18 protein-coding genes are annotated in these 19,335 nt (G+C 44.2%); 15 read left to right on the top strand and 3 right to left on the bottom strand.

The window, feature by feature from the left end; genetic code table 11:
* Position 1: 1 nt before the first annotated feature.
* Positions 2-1,678 carry a glucose-6-phosphate isomerase gene (gene pgi, locus AOT82_RS07950; RefSeq protein ID WP_071002566.1) on the top strand — a complete coding sequence of 559 codons (1,677 nt, stop codon included), beginning with the start codon at positions 2-4 and terminating at the stop codon, positions 1,676-1,678.
* Positions 1,679-1,715: 37 nt separating this feature from the next.
* On the top strand, positions 1,716-3,122 hold the full coding sequence (locus AOT82_RS07945) for a UDP-glucose/GDP-mannose dehydrogenase family protein (RefSeq protein WP_071002565.1): 1,407 nt from the start codon (positions 1,716-1,718) through the stop codon (positions 3,120-3,122).
* 345 nt (positions 3,123-3,467) lie between these two features.
* On the opposite strand, the gene AOT82_RS07940 is transcribed toward AOT82_RS07945, so the two are convergent.
* A complete protein-coding gene (locus tag AOT82_RS07940) occupies positions 3,468-4,955 on the bottom strand; it encodes a phosphomannomutase (RefSeq protein ID WP_071002564.1) in 1,488 nt (495 codons plus the stop codon).
* 244 nt (positions 4,956-5,199) lie between these two features.
* On the opposite strand from AOT82_RS07940, the gene mazG reads away from it, so the two are divergent.
* The 8 genes from mazG (at position 5,200) to yjgA (ending at position 12,740) form a co-directional block, all read left to right on the top strand.
* Complete coding sequence (gene mazG / locus AOT82_RS07935) at positions 5,200-6,066, top strand: nucleoside triphosphate pyrophosphohydrolase (RefSeq protein WP_071002563.1); 867 nt, start codon at positions 5,200-5,202, stop codon at positions 6,064-6,066.
* Positions 6,050-6,442, top strand: coding sequence for a ComEA family DNA-binding protein (locus tag AOT82_RS07930; protein ID WP_071002562.1), 393 nt, complete (start codon positions 6,050-6,052; stop codon positions 6,440-6,442). Before mazG ends, AOT82_RS07930 begins: the two co-directional genes overlap by 17 nt.
* 166 nt (positions 6,443-6,608) lie before the next feature.
* Complete coding sequence (gene pcnB / locus AOT82_RS07925) at positions 6,609-8,753, top strand: polynucleotide adenylyltransferase PcnB (protein ID WP_071002561.1); 2,145 nt, start codon at positions 6,609-6,611, stop codon at positions 8,751-8,753.
* Between the two features lie 13 nt (positions 8,754-8,766).
* Positions 8,767-9,276: a 2-amino-4-hydroxy-6-hydroxymethyldihydropteridine diphosphokinase gene (gene folK / locus AOT82_RS07920; protein ID WP_071002560.1), complete on the top strand. Its 510-nt coding sequence runs from the start codon at positions 8,767-8,769 to the stop codon at positions 9,274-9,276.
* A 118-nt stretch (positions 9,277-9,394) separates the two neighbouring features.
* On the top strand, positions 9,395-10,195 hold the full coding sequence (gene panB, locus AOT82_RS07915) for a 3-methyl-2-oxobutanoate hydroxymethyltransferase (protein ID WP_071002559.1): 801 nt from the start codon (positions 9,395-9,397) through the stop codon (positions 10,193-10,195).
* Positions 10,196-10,245: 50 nt separating this feature from the next.
* Positions 10,246-11,148, top strand: coding sequence for a pantoate--beta-alanine ligase (gene panC, locus AOT82_RS07910; protein WP_083328898.1), 903 nt, complete (start codon positions 10,246-10,248; stop codon positions 11,146-11,148).
* Positions 11,149-11,198: 50 nt separating this feature from the next.
* On the top strand, positions 11,199-12,179 hold the full coding sequence (gene rapZ, locus AOT82_RS07905; RefSeq protein WP_071002558.1) for an RNase adapter RapZ: 981 nt from the start codon (positions 11,199-11,201) through the stop codon (positions 12,177-12,179).
* 48 nt (positions 12,180-12,227) lie between these two features.
* Complete coding sequence (gene yjgA / locus AOT82_RS07900) at positions 12,228-12,740, top strand: ribosome biogenesis factor YjgA (protein WP_071002557.1); 513 nt, start codon at positions 12,228-12,230, stop codon at positions 12,738-12,740.
* A 99-nt stretch (positions 12,741-12,839) separates the two neighbouring features.
* Here yjgA and AOT82_RS07895 read toward each other — a convergent pair whose 3' ends face one another.
* The gene (locus AOT82_RS07895) at positions 12,840-13,460 is read right to left on the bottom strand and encodes a thiol:disulfide interchange protein DsbA/DsbL (protein WP_071002556.1); all 621 of its coding nucleotides are present in this window, start codon (positions 13,458-13,460) and stop codon (positions 12,840-12,842) included.
* 500 nt (positions 13,461-13,960) lie between these two features.
* Between AOT82_RS07895 and ubiG the strand changes: the two genes are divergently transcribed.
* The 5 genes from ubiG (at position 13,961) to AOT82_RS07870 (ending at position 18,019) form a co-directional block, all read left to right on the top strand.
* Positions 13,961-14,809: a bifunctional 2-polyprenyl-6-hydroxyphenol methylase/3-demethylubiquinol 3-O-methyltransferase UbiG gene (gene ubiG, locus AOT82_RS07890; protein ID WP_071002555.1), complete on the top strand. Its 849-nt coding sequence runs from the start codon at positions 13,961-13,963 to the stop codon at positions 14,807-14,809.
* Between the two features lie 83 nt (positions 14,810-14,892).
* Complete coding sequence (locus AOT82_RS07885) at positions 14,893-15,603, top strand: HAD family hydrolase (RefSeq protein WP_071002554.1); 711 nt, start codon at positions 14,893-14,895, stop codon at positions 15,601-15,603.
* Between the two features lie 98 nt (positions 15,604-15,701).
* A complete protein-coding gene (locus AOT82_RS07880; RefSeq protein ID WP_071002553.1) occupies positions 15,702-16,538 on the top strand; it encodes a YciK family oxidoreductase in 837 nt (278 codons plus the stop codon).
* A gap of 242 nt (positions 16,539-16,780) precedes the next feature.
* Positions 16,781-17,575, top strand: a complete 795-nt coding sequence (locus AOT82_RS07875; protein ID WP_025651116.1) for a substrate-binding domain-containing protein — start codon at positions 16,781-16,783, stop codon at positions 17,573-17,575.
* A 177-nt stretch (positions 17,576-17,752) separates the two neighbouring features.
* Positions 17,753-18,019 carry a DksA/TraR family C4-type zinc finger protein gene (locus AOT82_RS07870; protein ID WP_071002552.1) on the top strand — a complete coding sequence of 89 codons (267 nt, stop codon included), beginning with the start codon at positions 17,753-17,755 and terminating at the stop codon, positions 18,017-18,019.
* A gap of 71 nt (positions 18,020-18,090) precedes the next feature.
* On the opposite strand, the gene AOT82_RS07865 is transcribed toward AOT82_RS07870, so the two are convergent.
* The gene (locus AOT82_RS07865) at positions 18,091-19,302 is read right to left on the bottom strand and encodes a CobW family GTP-binding protein (RefSeq protein ID WP_290127453.1); all 1,212 of its coding nucleotides are present in this window, start codon (positions 19,300-19,302) and stop codon (positions 18,091-18,093) included.
* Positions 19,303-19,335 lie beyond the last annotated feature (33 nt).

Genomic DNA, 19,335 nt, shown 5'->3' with positions numbered 1-19,335 from the left:
GATGGATAAGATAAAGGACGATAAGAAGTATCATAGCGCTCGCCGTTCCAAATACTGGGAGCAGTTGCAAACGCTTGCGGCGCAGCCATGGTCGCTGGCAAGTTTATTTGCGCAAGATGACAGTCGTGCGACACGCTTTAGTGCGCAAGCTGGCGCGCTGTACATGGACTATAGCAAGCAGTGTATCGATGAGCGAGTTATGGGTGCTTTATTGCGGCTAGCAGATAGCTGTGAGCTGTCCGCTCGAATTGATGCATTGATGCAAGGCGCGATGGTCAACAATAGTGAAGAACGTGCGGCCCTACATACAGCACTACGTCTGCCTGAGAATGCAGAGCTACAAGTTGGTAAGCAAGATGTGGTTGCCGATGTACATCATAGTTTGGCACAGGTAGCGAGATTATCCGAGCGTGTCCGTAGTGGCACATGGCGAGGGTTCTCAGGTAAGGCCATCACCGATGTGGTTAATATTGGCGTTGGCGGTTCTGATCTTGGGCCGCTCATGGCGACTGCTGCGCTTGACGAATGGGCAGATACGGAAATCGGTGTACATTTCGTCTCTAATATGGACGGCACTCAGCTTGATAATCTACTAAAGCACCTCAATCCTGAAACCACATTATTTATTATCTCTTCCAAATCCTTCGGTACGGTTGATACCTTATCTAATGCCAAAACCGCACTGTCTTGGTTACTTGCGACGGCGACGCTGCGCGCTGGTACTGAAGACAGTGTGTTGCGTCGGCACTTTATTGGAATATCAGCCAATAGTGAAAAGATGAGGGTTTGGGGGATACATCCTGAGCATCAATTAGAGCTTTGGGAGTGGGTTGGAGGCCGGTTTTCTTTGTGGTCAGCGATTGGGCTAGCCATTGCTATTCGTGTTGGTATGAATAGGTTTAGGGAGCTACTAAGTGGTGCTCACAGTATGGATGAGCATTTTGCACAGGCGCATTTTACAGATAACTTACCAGTATTGCTAGGGCTGCTAGCTATATGGAACAGTACGTTTTTGAGGGTGAATGCCCATACCGTATTGCCTTATGATGGACGGTTGGGCTATCTGCCTAGCTACTTGACCCAGCTTGAAATGGAAAGTAATGGCAAGTCGGTCACTCAGCACGGCGACCATATTGATTATGATACTTGCCCAATTCTGTGGGGCGAGATTGGTTCAAACGCTCAGCATGCCTTTTATCAGCTACTGCATCAAGGCACGCAGCAAGTCTCCTGTGATTTTATCGCTTGTGTACGCCGTTATAGTGGCGAGGTGCAAAACGCCTCGTTGCAACAACAGCATGAGCTATCTTTAGCAAACTGCTTAGCGCAAAGTCGAGTCTTGGCATTTGGCAATGCTGCTGTCACAGAGGCATCGAATAGTGATGCAAAAACGGTATCCAGTGCAGATAAATACAAATATTACCGTGGTAATCAACCATCGACTACCTTGCTTATCGATGAGCTTACGCCTCATAGTTTGGGTGCGCTGGTTGCGCTCTACGAGCACAAAGTCTACGTGATGGCCAGTATTTGGGATATCAATCCGTTTGATCAATGGGGGGTTGAGATGGGCAAGCAAATGGCAGAGTCTGTGCATGACGCTATGCAGCAAGAGGCTCACAGCCAATTTGACACTTCTACCGACCAGTTATTACAGCATATCAAAAAACTGTCTTAGTAATACTGATCAATCAATAATGTAAAAAGGTACACTCATGGGGACTGCTACAAACGATCAATGTATGCCTTATAATGGATTTGCATCAAACCCATTGACCAGTTCCAATGTGTGTGTGCTGGTTGGCCATAGTATCGAAGCGATTACCAGTGCCGTGGTGCTGGCAAGTTTAGGTCAACGCGTTCATCTGTATGCAGATATAGATCTATTGGCTCAGCAGATACAGCAATATAGCTTTGAGCATCATCTGCAAGCGCTATGGCAAATGTATGTACAGCAGCGAGTTATTACAAGTCAAGCATTGCCAGATAGTGCAGAGACGTTAATACAATATTATGAAACGGCAAATCATGATGACAGCCACGTCGTCAGTCAGAGCATTCATAGTGATGATCAAAATAAAGTGGCGCTTTACTGGTTGTTTTTAGACAGTATTAAGTCTGCGTGGACAGAAGATGGTTGGATTCGGGCTTTTAATCAAAGCCATCAGCAGGCATTACCTGTAATAATGAGCGGAATTAAGGAATTAGGCGCTGTATCAGCACTATCTGAGCGTCTACAGCGAGCGTGGGTCTATTATATACCGTTTGTTTTTTTGCAAGATGGTGATGCTTATAACTCCATGTTGAACCCTGCATTATGGTTGCTGGGTGAAAAAACAGCAGACAGCAACCAACATTTAGAGATGTTACAGCCGTTAATGCAGCATGCTCGCGCCGCTCATCATGCCGATATCGCAACGATAGAGTTTGCGCGTAGTAGTATCATGGCGATGCTCGCGACCCGGGTGAGCTTTATGAATGAGATGTCACGCTTGGCGGATAGCCAGCAGGTGGATATCAGTCAGGTGAGTCGTATTATGGGGTTGGATGAGCGCGTAGGCAGTAGCTATCTACAGGCAGGATGGGGGTTTGGCGGTAATACACTACCTACCGAGCTGGCTAAGTTACAGCAGTCGAGCAAAATGCATAGTTTAGACATGCCTCTTTTACAGTCTGTCGTGCATATTAATGAGGACCAAAAAGAGCTGATATTTCGCAAGTTTTGGCAGTATTTTGATGGTTTCATTGACAATAAAACCGTCATGATCTGGGGTGGCAGTTATAAAGCAGGCTCAGGCCGTACCGCAGGCTCAGCCATTCATCCATTGTTAGCATTACTGTGGTCTTATGGTATCCGTACACTGGTTTATAGTGATAAAGCACAGGGTGAGCTTGCTGCACTGTACGAACAACAACCATTGCTTGAATTGATTAGTAGTCCTTATCAGAGAATCAATGATGCTCAGGCCGTTTTTTTGATCAGCTGGTCGCCACGAGAGCGATTGGATATTGATAAAATCAATCAGCAAGCCATGCCAGTATTTGATGCGCAAAATACATTTACTCGATCGCAAATTGATCGCTTAGTAGGCGACTATGTGGGCATTGGTCGAGCTAAATAGTTTTATTTAACATTAGGGCGTGTTGAACATTCGACCATGGCACTGACAGCGACTATTTTTTAGGCGATTCGATGTTAAAAATAATAAGTTTAGTCACTCTAAGCGCTTATTTTTAACGATGAAGCGGCAAAAAAGAGTCCTGTCCCCTGCTTTTATCGTTGGGGCTGATGCTAAAATTGCCCCATACTGCGTTACAAATCTCGCTAAGGCATCTGCATTATCATCGCTTTGTGCCTTGTCTGGAACAATTTTAGCGATCAGCAGTGCCTATTTGCGAATGTTCAACACGCCCTATTCATTATCAAAAAAGCTCGCTAACCATGATTAGCGAGCTTTTTTATGATTTTATGCTGGTACTGCTCCTTGTACCGCTAGCCATTGCTGAATTTCTTGCGTTTTACTAGCCAATAACGAGTGATCGCCGCGACTTTCGATATTCAATCTAATCAGTGGTTCAGTATTTGAAGCACGCAAATTGAAGCGCCATTCGCCAAAATTTAGGCTTAAGCCATCAAGCAGAGATTTAGTTGGATTGTCGATACTAAATTTTTCTTCAATGGCACTGATGATGGTTGGGGCATCATGAGTCGTGAGGCGGAAGTTTAGTTCGCCTGAGCTGGGATAAGATTGAATATAACCTGTGACCAATTCTGATAAGGTCTTACCTGTGATAGACAGCAGCTCAATGGTGAGTAACCAAGGAATCATACCGCTGTCGCAATAGAAAAAATCACGGAAGTAATGATGGGCCGACATCTCGCCACCATAGACCGCACCTGACTCGCGCATGATTTGCTTGATAAAAGAATGTCCAGATTTACTGATTACAGCATTGCCATTATGCGCTTCGATAACCGCTTCAGTATTATATATCACTCGTGGATCATAGACGATTGACTCACTCGGGTATTTGTTCAAAAATGCTTGAGCGAGCATACCGACGATGTAGCTACCATCAATGAACACGCCATTTTCGTCAAACAAAAAGCAGCGATCAAAGTCACCGTCAAAAGCAATACCAAGATCCGCTTTGTTTTCTAGTACGGCTTGCTGAGTCGCCAGTCTATTGGCTTCAATCATTGGATTGGGAATACCGTTAGGGAAGCTACCATCAGGCGTATGATGCAACGTGATAATTTCAATGGGTGCACCAGCTTGCGTCAGTCTATTGATTAACAAGTCAACGACTGGACCTGCACTGCCATTGCCGGAGTTAATAATCAGTTTAAGGGGCTTTAATTTATCAATATCGATAAAAGTCATGACATGATCGATATAAGCACTTTTATCAGTCAATAATTGCAACTGTCCTGATTGATTGTCAGTGGTAAATTGTCCTGATTCTGCCAATGCCTGAATCTCTGCCAAACCGTCATCCGCACTGATAGGTTTTGAATGTTCTTTGACCAGTTTGAGGCCATTATAGTTGATAGGGTTGTGACTGGCAGTCACCTCAATACCGCCTAGCGCCTGATAATAACTGGTGGCAAAATACACCTCTTCTGTCCCTGTCATACCTAGGTCAATCACATCAATCCCTGCATCCATGATACCTTTGATAGCCGCTTGTTTTAATTGCTCACTAGAGTGGCGAATATCACTACCAATGACAATAGCTGGTTTTAGATCTGCCATATCATTGGTTTTATTTTCAATGGCTGCCTGATAGCGCTGATACAAAATCTGAGCAAAAGCCCGACCAATACGGTAGGCGATGTCTTCATCGAGATTGACGCCAAGCTCACCGCGTATATCATAGGCTTTAAACGAGTTGATGGTGATAGCATTGAATTCCATGGCTGGCTGATAGCTGGTGGTCGCAGAAGTCGACATAATGATAAAATTCCTTGCGCGTGAGCAATGATAAAATAAGAAAGTAGATAGCATAATTATAAGCCAATCAGGGTTCAATGATACATTAACTACTCAATGAGTTAGACACATGTCGATATGTATGACGCAGATTTATGCTGATCGATCACTAAGCCTCGTACTACACTGACATACGAGAATGATAAACTATACGCTATACCAAACCAAAAAATGGCATGATAAATAAGATATAAGAGTATTTCCTATGAGTATTTTAGACAATAAAATTACCGTACCTAAGCCCGTGCAAGGAACGCCAGACGCTACTGGAAAGCTTGATGATCTGCTGGCTTTGATGGCTCGTCTACGAGCAGATTGTCCGTGGGATAGGAAACAGACCAACCATAGCCTTATTCCGTATGCCATTGAAGAAGCCTATGAGCTGGGCGAAGCAGTGCAAAGCGATGATGATGAAGATATCAAAGGTGAGCTGGGTGATGTCCTATTACAAGTCATCTTTCATTGTCAGATGTACGCTGAACAAGGGCGTTTTGATATGAGTGATGTCATTACGACTTTACAAGAAAAGCTGGTTCGCCGTCACCCTCATGTATTTGAAGCCGAAACGCTCAAGGACGATGCCGCAGTAAAAATACGCTGGGATGAAATTAAAGCGGAAGAGCAACAGGCACGCGAAGCACGAGGTAAGTCAAAACGTCGCTTAGATAACGTAAAAGCCGGTAGTGCTCTCATGCAGGCACAAAATGTACAAAAACAAGCGTCAACGCTGGGTTTTGATTGGGACGGTGTTACTGGTGCCGTCGAAAAGCTAGACGAAGAGATTGCCGAGCTAAAGCATGAGCTAACAGATAAATCTATAGTCGAGATCAAAGCCAATATCAGAGAGGTAGAAAAGGAATTAGGCGATTGCATGTTTGCGCTCGTCAATGTCGCACGTAAACTAAACCTTGATGCAGAAGCCGCTACCTTAACCTGCGTACATAAATTTAAATCACGTTTTGGTTATATTGAGGAGCAATTAGCATTAAGTGGTAAGCGTTTGGAGGACAGCGATATAACCGAAATGGATGCATTGTGGGAAGCGGCGAAACAACATGAACGCTCATCATAAAATTTCGTCTCACAGTTATATTTCGCCCAGCAGCTACACAGCAATGTCTATTGTTAGTCTTTTATGCGCTCTGCTGATGCTTAATAATGCCCACGCTGCTCCCTGTTTTGAGAACCCTCAGCGCGCTTACAATTATCTGTTGGCACAAGAAAATGCCAAAATACAGGCACGAGATGAAGCCACCGTAAATATCAATCGTGCCAGTGAAGGCGAGCTGGTATCGCTGAATGGTATTGGCAGCAGTAAAGCCCAGGCGATTATTTTATATCGTGAAATGTTTGGTGAATTCAAAACAGTAGATGAGTTGGCAAAGGTGAAAGGTATTGGTGCAAAAACGCTTGAGAAAAATCGAAGACGCTTAAGTGTGCAAGATTAATAGCGGTATTTTGCATTAATCAATCCCAATATTGACAAAATAGCATGTAAGTAAATGTCATAACACACCCAGCACGTGCAAAATTTGTTAAACTAGCGGGTACATCCGCCTGATAAACGCTGTGTTATTCAGGGGTGGTTAAAGAATACCGGCGAGGAGTAGATGCATGGCCGAGCGTGCCGCCAAGCAGTTAGAACTGAACAAATCTGAATTACCCAATTCCATTACTGAAGTGATTGCCACATTGACCCGAGCTGGGTTTGATGCGTATATTGTTGGTGGCGGTGTGCGCGATACCTTATTGGGTCTGCGCCCAAAAGACTTTGACGCCGTGACTGATGCCAAGCCGCACGAGATTAAAGACGTCTTTGGCAAGCGTTGCCGTATCATCGGTCGCCGCTTCCAATTGGCACATGTATATTCAGGTCGCGAGTTAATCGAAGTGGCGACGTTTCGTGGTCCACCAACGAGCAATGCCAATACCAATCAGGACGGTATGATCCTGCGCGACAATGTGTGGGGCGATATCAAGCAAGACTTTGCCCGTCGTGACTTTTCTATCAACGCGCTTTATTATCAGCCGCTCAAAGGCGTGGTTCATGATTTCTGCGGTGCGCTTGATGATATTGATAATAGAATCATTCGTCTATTGGGTCATGCGCCAGTGCGTATCGAAGAAGATCCAGTAAGACTATTACGTGCGCTGCGATTTAAAGCCAAATTGGGCTTTGAGTTTGATGATGCGTTATCCGATCAGTTTCATGATGGTAATTGGGCGCTGCTTGAGCAGATATCGCCACATCGTCTCTACGATGAAACACAGAAGATGTTTACCGGTGGCTATCTAGTGCCACTGTTGCCACTATTGTTTGAGTCTGGCGCGATCGATAGCCTCATCATTTATCCACCAGCCGAGCCAAGCGCCTTAGTCAATCAAGTGGCCATCAATACCGACAAGCGTATTGCGGCAGGCAAAAGCATCAATCCAGCGTTCTTTTATGCAGCGCTATTGTGGGAAAACTATTTGCATCAATTGGCAAAAGCTAAAAAGCGCAATATGCCGTTTGCTGAAGCACAAATGCATGCCGCTGGTAAAGTCATTGACCGTCAACGCATCAAAACCGCTATTCCAAAATTTGCTGAGCAGTTTATCCGTGATATTTGGATATTGCAGCCAAAACTTGCGGCTCCGCGTAGCAAGCAAATCGTTCAGCTCTCTGAGCATCCGCGCTTTCGTGCGGGTTTTGACTTCTTATTATTGCGTGAGCAATGCGGTGATGCTGAGCATCCATTGTCAGAGTCGACGAATGGCATGGGCGAGTGGTGGCAGACGTATCAGACATTGTCTGAGCGAGAGCAGCAGCAAGCGATTGAAGCGTTCGACGAAAATATTCGCCGCGGTGCCTATAAAAAAGGGCAACGTAGCCGCGGACGCAACCGCCAAAAACCAGAAGCAAATATCACTGATCACTCACCATCTAATCAGAACAGTGCAAAACAAAGTAAAGCCAATACTAGTACTGATAAAGGTAGGAATGATCAGACAATGGTAAATGACCCATCAAATATCCCAGCACGTCGTCGTCGCGCTGCCAGTCAGACCAAAAACACTGGTAAAGAATATGATACGCAGCAAGTCAAGCAAGACAGTAATGAGCTTGCTCAGCTACAGCAGCTATCGCTTGCCAGTAATAACCAAGCGACAAACAAAGGCCATCACTCTAAACCTGCGCCACTGTTCGTTATAGAGCACGAAAAAGTTGTGCCACCGCTACAAAAGCAACTATTAGATGAGCAAGCATCGCAGCCGAAGCGCAAGAATGCACCTGTGCAAACGGATAAAGCTGATCATTCAGATAGTACTCAGTTGTCTAAAGCTAATTCGTCAGAGGTTAAGGCAACATCTGATCAGGTAAAACCAACTCGCTCAATCGCCAGATCGCCAGCGCTTGTCAGTATGAATAACGAGCCGATTCCGCACAAGCGTCGCCGTCGTCAGCCTACTGTTGATAGTACAAATAGTGTCGAGTTGCAAAGCAAAGCTGATAAAGAACAATCAACAGCGAAGTATGCGAGAAAAGCACTTAAGTCAGTAGCGTCATCAGCTAGTCCAGCTGATACTACAGAAGCAAAAACTGTAGCGCGTGAAGGGACAAAGAAAGCGGCTACACCAACAAAGGTCAAGAAACCAGTCAAAGCAAAGACTGAGCAAGTTAATAGTAATCAAGCGCCTGCTGTTAAAGTGACCGATGATAAAGGCCCTGTGCCATCAAAACGCCGTCGCCGTCAGCCTAGTACTGACAGTGCCTGATATGAATAACAGTATGAATGATAGTCACTGGGTTACCTGTTATGTGGGCCTAGGTAGCAATCTATCTAATGAGTTGGGCTCGCCTATAGACCATTTGCAGCAAGCGCTTGAAAGCATGAAAAAGAGTGAGAAAATACGCGAAATTAGCGTGTCTTCTTTTTATGCGTCAGCGCCAATGGGTCCACAAGACCAGCCAGACTTTATCAATGCGGTTGCTGGGTTTGAAACGGTAATGACGCCTTTTGAGCTGCTTAGTTTTTGTCAGCAGTTAGAAAGCATGGCCAAGCGGGCACGTTTGCGCCGCTGGGGTGAGCGTAGTCTAGATGTCGATATTTTACTATATGGTGATATGCAGATTGCCGAACCACAGCTAACGGTTCCGCACGTTGGACTATGCGAGCGTAATTTTGTATTAATACCACTGCGAGAGTTAGCGCCACATTTGACTATCGTAGAAACACCAATAGCTGATTACCCACAAAGTCATGATTGGACAGGCTTAAAATTATTATCAAACGACTGATCTGCAGTGGCTTATCATAACTGATTAAGTATCAGATACTTTTTATGATAGCTCACTAACGCTCGCTAAAATGATAGACATTGATAATTAAAGGCATTGCAAGTTAATTGAGGGTCATATGACAACATTATCTACGTTGAATAAATTTAAAAAAGAGGGTACTAAGTTTACTTGCTTGACGTGCTATGACTCAATGTTTGCACGGATGATGGATAAGGCACAGATCGATACGATTTTGATTGGTGATAGTCTAGGTATGGTCGTGCAAGGCCATGACTCAACACTACCTGTAACCGTCAATGATATGGCCTATCACACAGCCAATATCGCTCGTAGTAATAAACACGCTTTGATATTGGCTGACCTGCCGTTCATGAGTTATGTGACGTTGCCAGAAGCCATTGCCAATAGCCGCCAATTGATGCAAGCAGGGGCGCATGTGATTAAGGTCGAAGGCGGTAGTGAGCTCTGTGAATTGGTGACGACTTTAGCGCAAGCAGGAACGCCTACTTGTGTACATCTTGGTTTGACTCCGCAATCGGTCAATGTCTTTGGCGGCTATAAGATTCAAGGCCGCGGTGACGAAGCGGCTGACAAATTGCTCGCTGATGCTAAGGCAGTGGTTGATGCTGGTGCAGCGCTTTTGGTGCTAGAGTGTGTGCCGGCAGCACTTGCCAAAACAGTGACAGATGCTGTTGCTGTACCAGTCATTGGCATCGGTGCAGGCGCAGATACTGATGGTCAGGTACTGGTGATGCATGACATGTTGGGCATGGTACACGGTCGTGTGCCACGTTTTGTACATGACTTTTTGACCGATGAGCGCAATCATGCACGCAGTATTGAAGGGGCTTTTGCGTTATATCAGCAATCAGTACGTGAGGGCAGCTTTCCAACTGAACAGCATCAATTTAGCTAATCTATTTGAGCTTTCAAATATCAGAATATTGAAATATAAGAAAAACTACCATGTCTCCAATTATTTATCATGATATCCCATCACTACGTGCAGCGCTTCAGCCTTATCGTGGTCACCAAATTGACAAACAAGACCGTCAGCAGCGTATTGCGTTAGTACCAACAATGGGTAATCTGCATCAGGGTCATATAGAGCTGGTAAAAATTGCTAAACAGCATGCGGATATCATCGTCGTTAGTATTTTTGTCAATCCTACTCAGTTCGGTGTGGGCGAGGATTTTGATAGTTATCCGCGTACACTAGACGAGGATGTGGCTAAGCTTGCCACTGTTGGTGCAGATTATGTGTTTGCGCCAAGCGTTGATGCGATGTACCCAGTATTACCACCACCGACTACTGTATTAGCTGGCGCTATTAGTAGCCAACTATGTGGTCAATCACGTCCTGGTCATTTTGATGGCGTTGGTATCGTTGTCTCTAAGCTTTTCAACATTGTGCAACCAGATGTGGCGATATTTGGCCAAAAAGACTATCAGCAGCTGGCTATTATTAAGCAGTTGGTGCGTGATTTGAGCTACCCAATTGAGATTATTGGTGCACCTATTATTCGTGCTGATGATGGGCTAGCGCTCTCCTCACGTAATCAATACTTAACCGAATCTGAGCGACAAGTTGCGCCTATACTGCATCGAGAGCTACAAGATTTGGCAGAGCAGTTGAAAGGTGGTGGTATTAGTCAGCAAGCGTTTGAATCATTACTAAAAGACAAGCGTACACGCATTAGTGATGCAGGTTTCACGATCGATTATCTAGAAGTAAAAACTGAAGCGCTGGGTTCTGTCGTAAGTGACTCTACAACTTTCAATATAGAAAATAAAAACATTGTTATTTTGGTTGCAGCATGGCTGGGACGCGCACGTTTATTGGATAATCAGTTAGTAGTGGTGGGGTAAACCCTTCGGTACATATTGTATCGGATGCAATGAACTAGAATGGGTAGATCATGAATATGAATCAGGATCAAAGCGAGAATCAAGCTGCATCGACAACGCCAAAAATATCAGCGTCAAAAATATCAACGGATAAACTCAGTATCTTAGTGGTATCAGGACGTTCAGGCTCAGGAAAAACCTCAGTACTGAATATCTTAGAGGATTTAGGTTACTACTCTATTGATAATCTACCGTTGTCTTTATTGCCGAGCGCCGCGCACAAGCTGGTAAAAGAGAGCGGTATCAATCGCATTGCCCTTGGCGTTGATATTCGAACGCCGCGCGCGGATCTGTCCAATTTTGCAGCAACCTATGCAGCATTAAAAGACACTTACGGCAGACAAGCTGTTCAAGTATTATATGTGACCGCGCAGGAGAGCACCCTGATAGCGCGTTTCAATGCGACGCGCCGTGTACATCCACTCATGTCTCAGGATGTCGATAGTGACAATGCAAACCATGTCGTATTCAATCTACCTGCCGCGATCAAAAAAGAAGTTGAGCTGTTAAAGCCCATCTCTAGTCAAGCAGATATCAAGATCGATACAACGACTTTAAATATTCATCAGTTAAAAGACAGGTTACGCGAACACATTGGCATGGACAATCAGATTGTGATCAATCTGTTATCCTTTGGCTTTAAGCATGGCAGTCCGATTGATGCTGATTTTGTATTCGATGTCAGGATTTTGCCTAATCCACATTGGAATCCTGAGCTGCGTGCCTCGACAGGGCTCGATGCTGAAGTCAGCACGTTTTTTGCAGAGTATCCTGAAGTGGCTGAAATGCTAGATGATATCGATAAGTTTTTGACACGTTGGCTACCAGAGTTTTTGCACAATAATCGTCATACAGTGACGGTTGCGATCGGTTGTACCGGCGGTAAGCATCGTTCAGTATTTATCACCGATCATCTACAGCGTCGCCTCGCTGATACGATGCCAGAAGGTGTAAAGGTACTGGCAAAGCACCGTGAAAAAAGTCGTTGGTAGTTATATTCAGCACTATTAATTTATTACTTATTATTTTGGAAAGCTTTTATGATTGACTGGTCAGAACAAGATATGCGTGTCTCGCGCACAGAGCTCAAAAAAGCCCACGAGCGCTTACAGCAGTTATCCATACCACTCGCTAGCCTCTCAAAAAAGCAGTTAAAAACGTTGCCAGCTAGTGATTATTTTATGGCTGAACTCATGGCATTGGCCGATATTACCAGCGCCAATGCTCGTAACCGTCAGACCAAACGCGTCGGTAAGCTCATCAGCGAAGAAAATCGCCACGAGTTGGTCAAGGCATTGTTTGATGCATTTTTCCCCAAAGAGCAGGTGTCTAAAATTGAAAGTTGGTATGATCGTCTAAATATCAATGATGAGGGCACGCTCAAGCAATTTGTCAAACAATACAAAGCCTCTGAACACAACAGTATGTATCAATTACTACTATGGATTGAGTACGCCAAACATATGCAAGACGACGAGCTAATGGCAGAATCCAAAGCAGACTTGGCAAGCTATATTCGCGAAGTGGCGATCTTGTCGCAATTGAAAAAATAGATATACGATAGTAATATCGACTAGATTTTAGAACGCAAAAAAGCCAATCAATGACTGATTGGCTTTCTTGTATGCGCTGTATAAGCTTGTATATAGAGGCTATTTTTTCTCAGCGCGAGCTTTATCGACTAGATATTCAACCACTTTAGGCACCTTAGCATCTTCACCTGTGACTACATATTTGCCTTGTACGACTACAGCAGGTACGCCAGTAAGCTGATAGCGCTTAGCGCCTTCTTGTGAGCGACCAATTTTTGTGCCAACAGCAAATGAGTTGTAAAGACTGTTGAATTTCTTCTCATTCACGCCTTTTGATGCGTACCATTTACTCAATGATGATTGATCAAACAGTTTTTTGCCATCTTTGTGGATCGCGTCAAACAAGGCAGAATGGGTTTTGTCTTCGAACCCTAAAAGCTGAGCCGCATAAAAACCACGAGCATTGGCTTCCCAAACAGGGTTTAGTGCTGCTGGTGTTTTAAAGAATACGACATCTTTGTCTTTAGTCTTTGCCCATTTCTCCATATGTGGATCAAGCACATTACAGTGCGGGCAGCCATACCAGAAAAACTCACGAACAATAATAGCATCACCGCTGATGGTCTCTGGATTGTCTAGCACACGATAATCTTTTCCAGCGACATAGTCTGCAGCTTGTGCGCCCATAGAAGCAAGTCCAATGGCCATTGCCAGACCAGTCAATGTAATGACACGTTTCATACTTTATCCTTAAGATGTAGGGATTTAGAGTTTGTTAAAGGGTTTGTGTATCTATGGCGCTTATAATACATGATATCTGAGCGAGAAGAATTTCAATATACTTAAGTGACATAATATTGAGGTATCGACTATGATAACGTAAAACGTGGGCGCTTGTGAATCGGATTCTTAACCGACAGTTGTAAAGCTGTTAGCTATTATTTAAGGTATCTTACTTACGCTGCTTTGTATTTTTATCAATATTATCCGCTCATTTATATTTTTAGATCAGATCTCTCTATACTAGGAGTAATTGTCGATAATATGAATGAGTATTTTTATAATAGGCCGTATAACGGCGCTATTACAAAGCAGCTAGCACACAAACTTAGGTGTTTGCCCAGTCTATTCACAATCAGTGACGATGTACTTACGACAAAGAAGCTGCGCTCATGATAATATTGAACACATAATCGTGCACCTTCTACGATAATAATGATAACGACAACAAAGGAAATACTATGAGCTCAGCCTTATCTTCTTCGCCAACATCGAGCGATACAACCAAAAACCGCTTCGATGATACAGTAACGAATACGATAAACGTCGATCCCAGCGAAGTCGAAAAATTTAACAACTTGGCGAGTGAATGGTGGAGCAATACAGGTGCATTTGCAACCTTACATGAAATCAATCCATTACGCTTAAATTGGATAGAAGAAAACGTCAAACGGGGTTATCAAAACGACGCTAACAATGGCAACAACACTGGCGCGATCAAAACAGCAGAGCAAGGGCTCTCTGGTAAAAAGGTACTGGATGTCGGCTGCGGCGGTGGCATATTATCGGAATCTATGGCGCGCCGCGGTGCGGATGTGACAGGGATTGATTTGGGCGCTGAAAACCTCAAGGCCGCAACCGTACATGCCTCACAGAGCGGGTTAGAGAACACATTGCGCTATCAGCATATTCCAGTTGAAGAGCTAGCAAAAACGCATGCAGGTCAGTTCGATGTGGTGACCTGTATGGAGATGCTGGAGCATGTGCCTGATCCTAGCTCAATTGTACAAGCGTGTTATGAGCTACTAGCGCCTGGCGGCGTCTGCGTGCTCTCAACCATCAATCGCAACCCAAAATCGTATTTGTTTGCCATCGTTGGGGCAGAGTATGTATTGCGATTGCTCGACCGCGGCACGCATGATTATGCCAAATTTATCACGCCAGCTGAGCTAGACAAAATGGCCATCAATACAGGATTTGCACGCCAAGATATCATCGGTTTGCATTACAATCCCTTGACCAAGCGTTATTGGCTTGCTCAAAATGTCGATGTCAATTATATGATCGCCGTTCAAAAGCCATTGGTTTAACGCGGTAGATTTGACACTGTAGACGGCTTTCTTTATCCATTGTAATTTTACTAAACACGTTATCAATCTCAAGAGCATTCACTATGAGCCAATTTGTAAAAGCTGTTTTATTTGACCTTGATGGCACGTTAATCGATACTGCCGCGGACTTTGTGCGTATGATTGGTAAAATGAGCCTTGAAAATAATTGGCAAGCGCCGTCCGAGACAGATATTCGTGAGCAAGTTTCTGCGGGTGCATCCGCTATGGTGCAATTGATGCTCAGACATAACGATCAGCTAGAGGTTGGCGAGGACGAGTTACTTAATTTTCGTCAACAGTTCCTAGATGACTATGAGGCCGACATCTGTGTCGATAGCTGCTTGTTTGATAGCCTTGACGCGGTGCTGGCAGATCTAGAGAGCAAAGGCGTACCGTGGGGTATTGTCACCAACAAGCCCCGCTATCTGGCAGAAAAACTGCTCAATAAAATGCAACTTGATGAGCGCTGTGCCGCTTTGGTCTGTCCAGACGATGTATCACGCTCAAAACCGGATCCTGAGCCGATGTATATGGCCCTAGAGAAACTGGGCATCCCTCGCGGTGCCGCTGGCTCTGTGCTCTATGTGGGCGATCATATCCGTGATATTGAAGCGGGCAACGCCGCTGGCATGCCAACCATTTTGGCCGCTTATGGTTATATTCCGCCTGAAGATCAAAAGACGCTAAAGAAGTGGGGAGCTGACTATATTGTTGAGACCCCTGAGCAGTTGAAAAAATTGCTGCTTTCTTCTGGCAAATTTGAGTATTTATAGACTGGTTTTTGGGTAGTAAATCGTCAGTATGAGTCATCTTGAGTTCATACTGATAAGCATATATTTTAATGATTCAACGATAAGTAGTGAGTAATACCATGAGTGACAATATCAATCAGCCAGCTAATCAGACAAACAACCAAAAAAACGTTCAAAGTCTTACTCAACCTTTGACTCATGACGATATTCGCAATTTTGTGCCACCTACTCATTGTCTAGATGGAAAAACTATCTTAGTGACAGGTGCAGGGGATGGCATTGGCCGTGTTGCAGCATTAACCTATGCTCGCTATGGCGCTACAGTATTACTACTAGGTCGTACCAGCAGCAAGCTCGAGTATGTCTATGACGAGATTGAGAGCCTTGGCGGTAAACAGCCTGCTATGTTGCCGATGAATCTAGAAGGGGCGACCTATGCTGAAATGCAGCAGCTAGAAGGATTGATTGATAAAGAAGTTGGTCAGCTGGATGGTATTTTGCATAATGCGGGTGTGCTTGGGCAATTGACGCCACTTGAGATGTATGACGTTGATACATTCGCTCAAGTCATGAAGGTTAACTTTACAGCGACCTTTATGCTCACCCAAGCATTGCTACCACTGCTAAAAGATGCCGATCATGGCTCTATCGTCTTTACGTCTAGCACTGTAGGTACGCATCCTCGTGCGTTTTGGGGCGCTTATGCGCTCTCTAAGCAAGCGGTTGAAGGTATGAGTGATATCTTTACTCAAGAAACTCAAAACACCACCAACCTGCGCTTTAACTGTGTCAATCCGGGTGCTACTCGCACCAATATGCGCGCTCATGCTTATCCAGGGGAGAACCCTATGAGCTTAAAAACACCTGAAGATATTATGGCAGGCTACGTCTGTTTGATGAGTGATGCCAGTATTGGGGTGCGCGGGCAAGTTGTTGAGTTGCAGCCAAAAGATTAAGAGGTGTTACTTAAACTTGCATGAATACAAAGCGTAAAAGTAATTTGGGTAGCTATAGTTGATACTAAATGAAATAGATGCGTCGTACTAGGATGCGAAACTGGTATAAATTTTCTTTAGTTGCTTGATGTGCTAATAGAAGCTACAAAAAATATATACCAACAGCAAGATATCTGTTTTATAGTAAATACGACTCTGTTTTTTGTCAAAACTACCAATGATTTTTACTTAGGATAATACTTATGAATAAGTCCATTGCTGCTGCATGTGTGCTGCTAAGTTGTACTTCAGCTTTTGCGCAAACCACGCTTTTTGATCCTTCCATCGAGCACAATCCTCAGGATGGTGTCATAAAGCTGTATGGAGCAGGTGGCCCACATACCGCTTTAAGAAAAGTGGCAGATGTCTGGGAAAAGCAAGGTGGTACCAAGGTAGAATTAATAGCAGGACCTGAAGACAAATGGTCGGCTGACGCTCAAGCTGATGCCGATGCTCTGTGGGGAACTTCTGAGCAATCAATGACTGCATTTCTTGAGACATACGAAACTTTTGATCATGAAAAAGTTGAACCCATTTATATCCGACCAGCAATCATAGCTGTACAAAAAGGAAATCCTAAAAATATACGTAGCTTTGATGATTTATTAGCTAAGGGGATTAAAATAGTTGTGACCGAAGGTAAAGGAACATATAACACTTCGGGTACTGGAGTTTGGGAGGATCTCGCAGGACGCAAAGGAAGCTTAAACGATATTGCTCGTTTTCGAGATAATATAGTAGCGTATTCTTTAGGATCTGGAGCCAGTTTTAAAGCATTTAAAGATGAAAAAGCAGATGCTTGGATAACTTGGCCGAATTGGCCGCTTAATAATTCCAAAGATATGGACATGGTTAGTATAGATAAGGATCGAGCTATCTGGCGTGATTTAAACATCGTTGTATCACCAAAAGCTGATCCTCAAACAAAAGATTTTCTTAACTTTTTAATCACTAAAAAAGGACAAAAAATCATGAAAACAGAAGGGTGGCAACGCTGAGTAGAAGGTTTTAGGCATACACTCTTAAAAAGTAAATACCCTAAATATAATTCTCACTAATCGTTCAAACACATTTGTTATTTGCATATTGTAATTAGCAATAACCACCCCATCTATTTGTTATTAAAGAATTTATCTATAAAGCAATGATCATTAAAAAATAAATAGGATGGGATTATGGCAGGTGGCTGGTCAAGAGATGGTGCTGAGCATGAGCAAATGGATGCAACGGTTAATGATGCGTTAGAGCGCGCAAGACGCTCATTGCCAACAGGTGTGAGTGCAGAGTTTTGTGACGAATGCGGTAATTCTATTCCGGAGGCGCGGCGACTAGCGTTGCCTGGTATCCAGCATTGCGTCAGTTGTCAGACAGCGCTTGAGCAAGAGGCAAAGGCGGTGGAGCTATTTAATCGTCGCGGCAGTAAAGACAGCCAATTGCGCTAAAAGGAAGAAGAAAGCAAAAGGGTGGGCATTGCTAGATAACATAGCAATGCCCGCCCTTTTTCTGTCTGTTGCTATATAACCATTGCCATCAGTTCACGATCGCAATCCTCCCAATTTATAGAAGCTGCTGACGCTTTGGCATCATGTTCAGTTTCTGTTTTTTCTGTAGCTGTATCGACAGCATTGCCTAGTTGCAAAATGATTTCTAGCCGACTATCAGTCTGTGGATCGATTGTTTTGGTGGTTAGACTACCAGGGTTAAAATTGATCTGCAGCCAGCCATCAGAAGTATGAACCACGCCTTTGATACGTTGCCAATTTGGCAAATTCAATAACCAATTCTGTAAATCGTCAGCGTTTAGTATGTAGTGTGCAGGTAATCGCCATCCAGCCAACTGAAAATCCTGCTGCTCTTCATGATAGCGATAGGGCAGATCACTATTAGCACTAGCCTGAGCTTCTGTCTCATCGGTAGATGAACTCGATGATGGTACAGTTGCTAAAGAATGGGTTTGAGACTGCAAGCCGATCATCGGTTTGTGAAGATGAGTGATACTGATTTTACGTTGATTTGCGATGATATGGCTGGGCTTGTCGAGTTGGTAGTTTAGACCTGCTATGTATTCCTTGGTTAATGGGGTGTTTGATGCGTCTGTTGTCTCAGTTATTAGTTCGGATACTGCCCAAATGATTTTCACTTGTGAATTTAGCTTGGCTATCCACTCTATCAAGGTGTGTTTTTCGCTACTACTTAGTTGATCATAACGATTGACGATCAGCACATCGGAATCACGAACATGCGCTTGAAAACCCTCATGATCACGATATTTAATCTGTTGCCACTGCTCGCCACTCAGTACAGTTATCAACGTATTCATCTGTAGTGCGGTTTGCCAATGCGGCGCACTGAGCTGTAATATCAGCTCGCGTGGATGTGCCAATCCTGTGGGTTCAATAAGCAGTCTTCGCGGGTGATGGTCATTAAGCAGTCGACTGATCGCAATTTGTAAGGGCAGTTGACTGGTACAGCAAATACAGCCGCCACTGACTTCACGCATGGCGATATTCTGTTGCTCAAGATCGTTATCTTGAGAGCTTGCCAATAGTGCACCATCAATACCGATACGGCCAAACTCATTGATTAATAGCGCCCAGCGCTCGTCATTAGGTTTTGTGGCAAGTAGCTGATTGATGACGGTGGTTTTGCCAGCACCTAAAAACCCTGTCACTAATGTGCAGGGTATGTTTTGAAAAATAATAGGGTTTTTCACAGATATGCTCATCATATCGGCACGTGTTTATGAATGACCAAACAC

The sequence above is a fragment of the Psychrobacter sp. AntiMn-1 genome (assembly GCF_001854065.1).
Taxonomy (GTDB): Bacteria; Pseudomonadota; Gammaproteobacteria; order Pseudomonadales; family Moraxellaceae; genus Psychrobacter; species Psychrobacter pacificensis.
This window is presented reverse-complemented; position numbering and strand designations above follow the sequence as displayed.

What these genes read in the sequence shown, in the direction of transcription:
- pgi (WP_071002566.1), top strand. Translation starts at nt 2, where the DNA reads ATGGATAAGATAAAGGACGATAAGAAGTATCATAGCGCTCGCCGTTCC.
- AOT82_RS07945 (WP_071002565.1), top strand. Translation starts at nt 1,716, where the DNA reads ATGGGGACTGCTACAAACGATCAATGTATGCCTTATAATGGATTTGCA.
- AOT82_RS07940 (WP_071002564.1), bottom strand. Translation starts at nt 4,955, where the DNA reads ATGTCGACTTCTGCGACCACCAGCTATCAGCCAGCCATGGAATTCAAT.
- mazG (WP_071002563.1), top strand. Translation starts at nt 5,200, where the DNA reads ATGAGTATTTTAGACAATAAAATTACCGTACCTAAGCCCGTGCAAGGA.
- AOT82_RS07930 (WP_071002562.1), top strand. Translation starts at nt 6,050, where the DNA reads ATGAACGCTCATCATAAAATTTCGTCTCACAGTTATATTTCGCCCAGC.
- pcnB (WP_071002561.1), top strand. Translation starts at nt 6,609, where the DNA reads ATGGCCGAGCGTGCCGCCAAGCAGTTAGAACTGAACAAATCTGAATTA.
- folK (WP_071002560.1), top strand. Translation starts at nt 8,767, where the DNA reads ATGAATGATAGTCACTGGGTTACCTGTTATGTGGGCCTAGGTAGCAAT.
- panB (WP_071002559.1), top strand. Translation starts at nt 9,395, where the DNA reads ATGACAACATTATCTACGTTGAATAAATTTAAAAAAGAGGGTACTAAG.
- panC (WP_083328898.1), top strand. Translation starts at nt 10,246, where the DNA reads ATGTCTCCAATTATTTATCATGATATCCCATCACTACGTGCAGCGCTT.
- rapZ (WP_071002558.1), top strand. Translation starts at nt 11,199, where the DNA reads ATGAATATGAATCAGGATCAAAGCGAGAATCAAGCTGCATCGACAACG.
- yjgA (WP_071002557.1), top strand. Translation starts at nt 12,228, where the DNA reads ATGATTGACTGGTCAGAACAAGATATGCGTGTCTCGCGCACAGAGCTC.
- AOT82_RS07895 (WP_071002556.1), bottom strand. Translation starts at nt 13,460, where the DNA reads ATGAAACGTGTCATTACATTGACTGGTCTGGCAATGGCCATTGGACTT.
- ubiG (WP_071002555.1), top strand. Translation starts at nt 13,961, where the DNA reads ATGAGCTCAGCCTTATCTTCTTCGCCAACATCGAGCGATACAACCAAA.
- AOT82_RS07885 (WP_071002554.1), top strand. Translation starts at nt 14,893, where the DNA reads ATGAGCCAATTTGTAAAAGCTGTTTTATTTGACCTTGATGGCACGTTA.
- AOT82_RS07880 (WP_071002553.1), top strand. Translation starts at nt 15,702, where the DNA reads ATGAGTGACAATATCAATCAGCCAGCTAATCAGACAAACAACCAAAAA.
- AOT82_RS07875 (WP_025651116.1), top strand. Translation starts at nt 16,781, where the DNA reads ATGAATAAGTCCATTGCTGCTGCATGTGTGCTGCTAAGTTGTACTTCA.
- AOT82_RS07870 (WP_071002552.1), top strand. Translation starts at nt 17,753, where the DNA reads ATGGCAGGTGGCTGGTCAAGAGATGGTGCTGAGCATGAGCAAATGGAT.
- AOT82_RS07865 (WP_290127453.1), bottom strand. Translation starts at nt 19,302, where the DNA reads ATGAGCATATCTGTGAAAAACCCTATTATTTTTCAAAACATACCCTGC.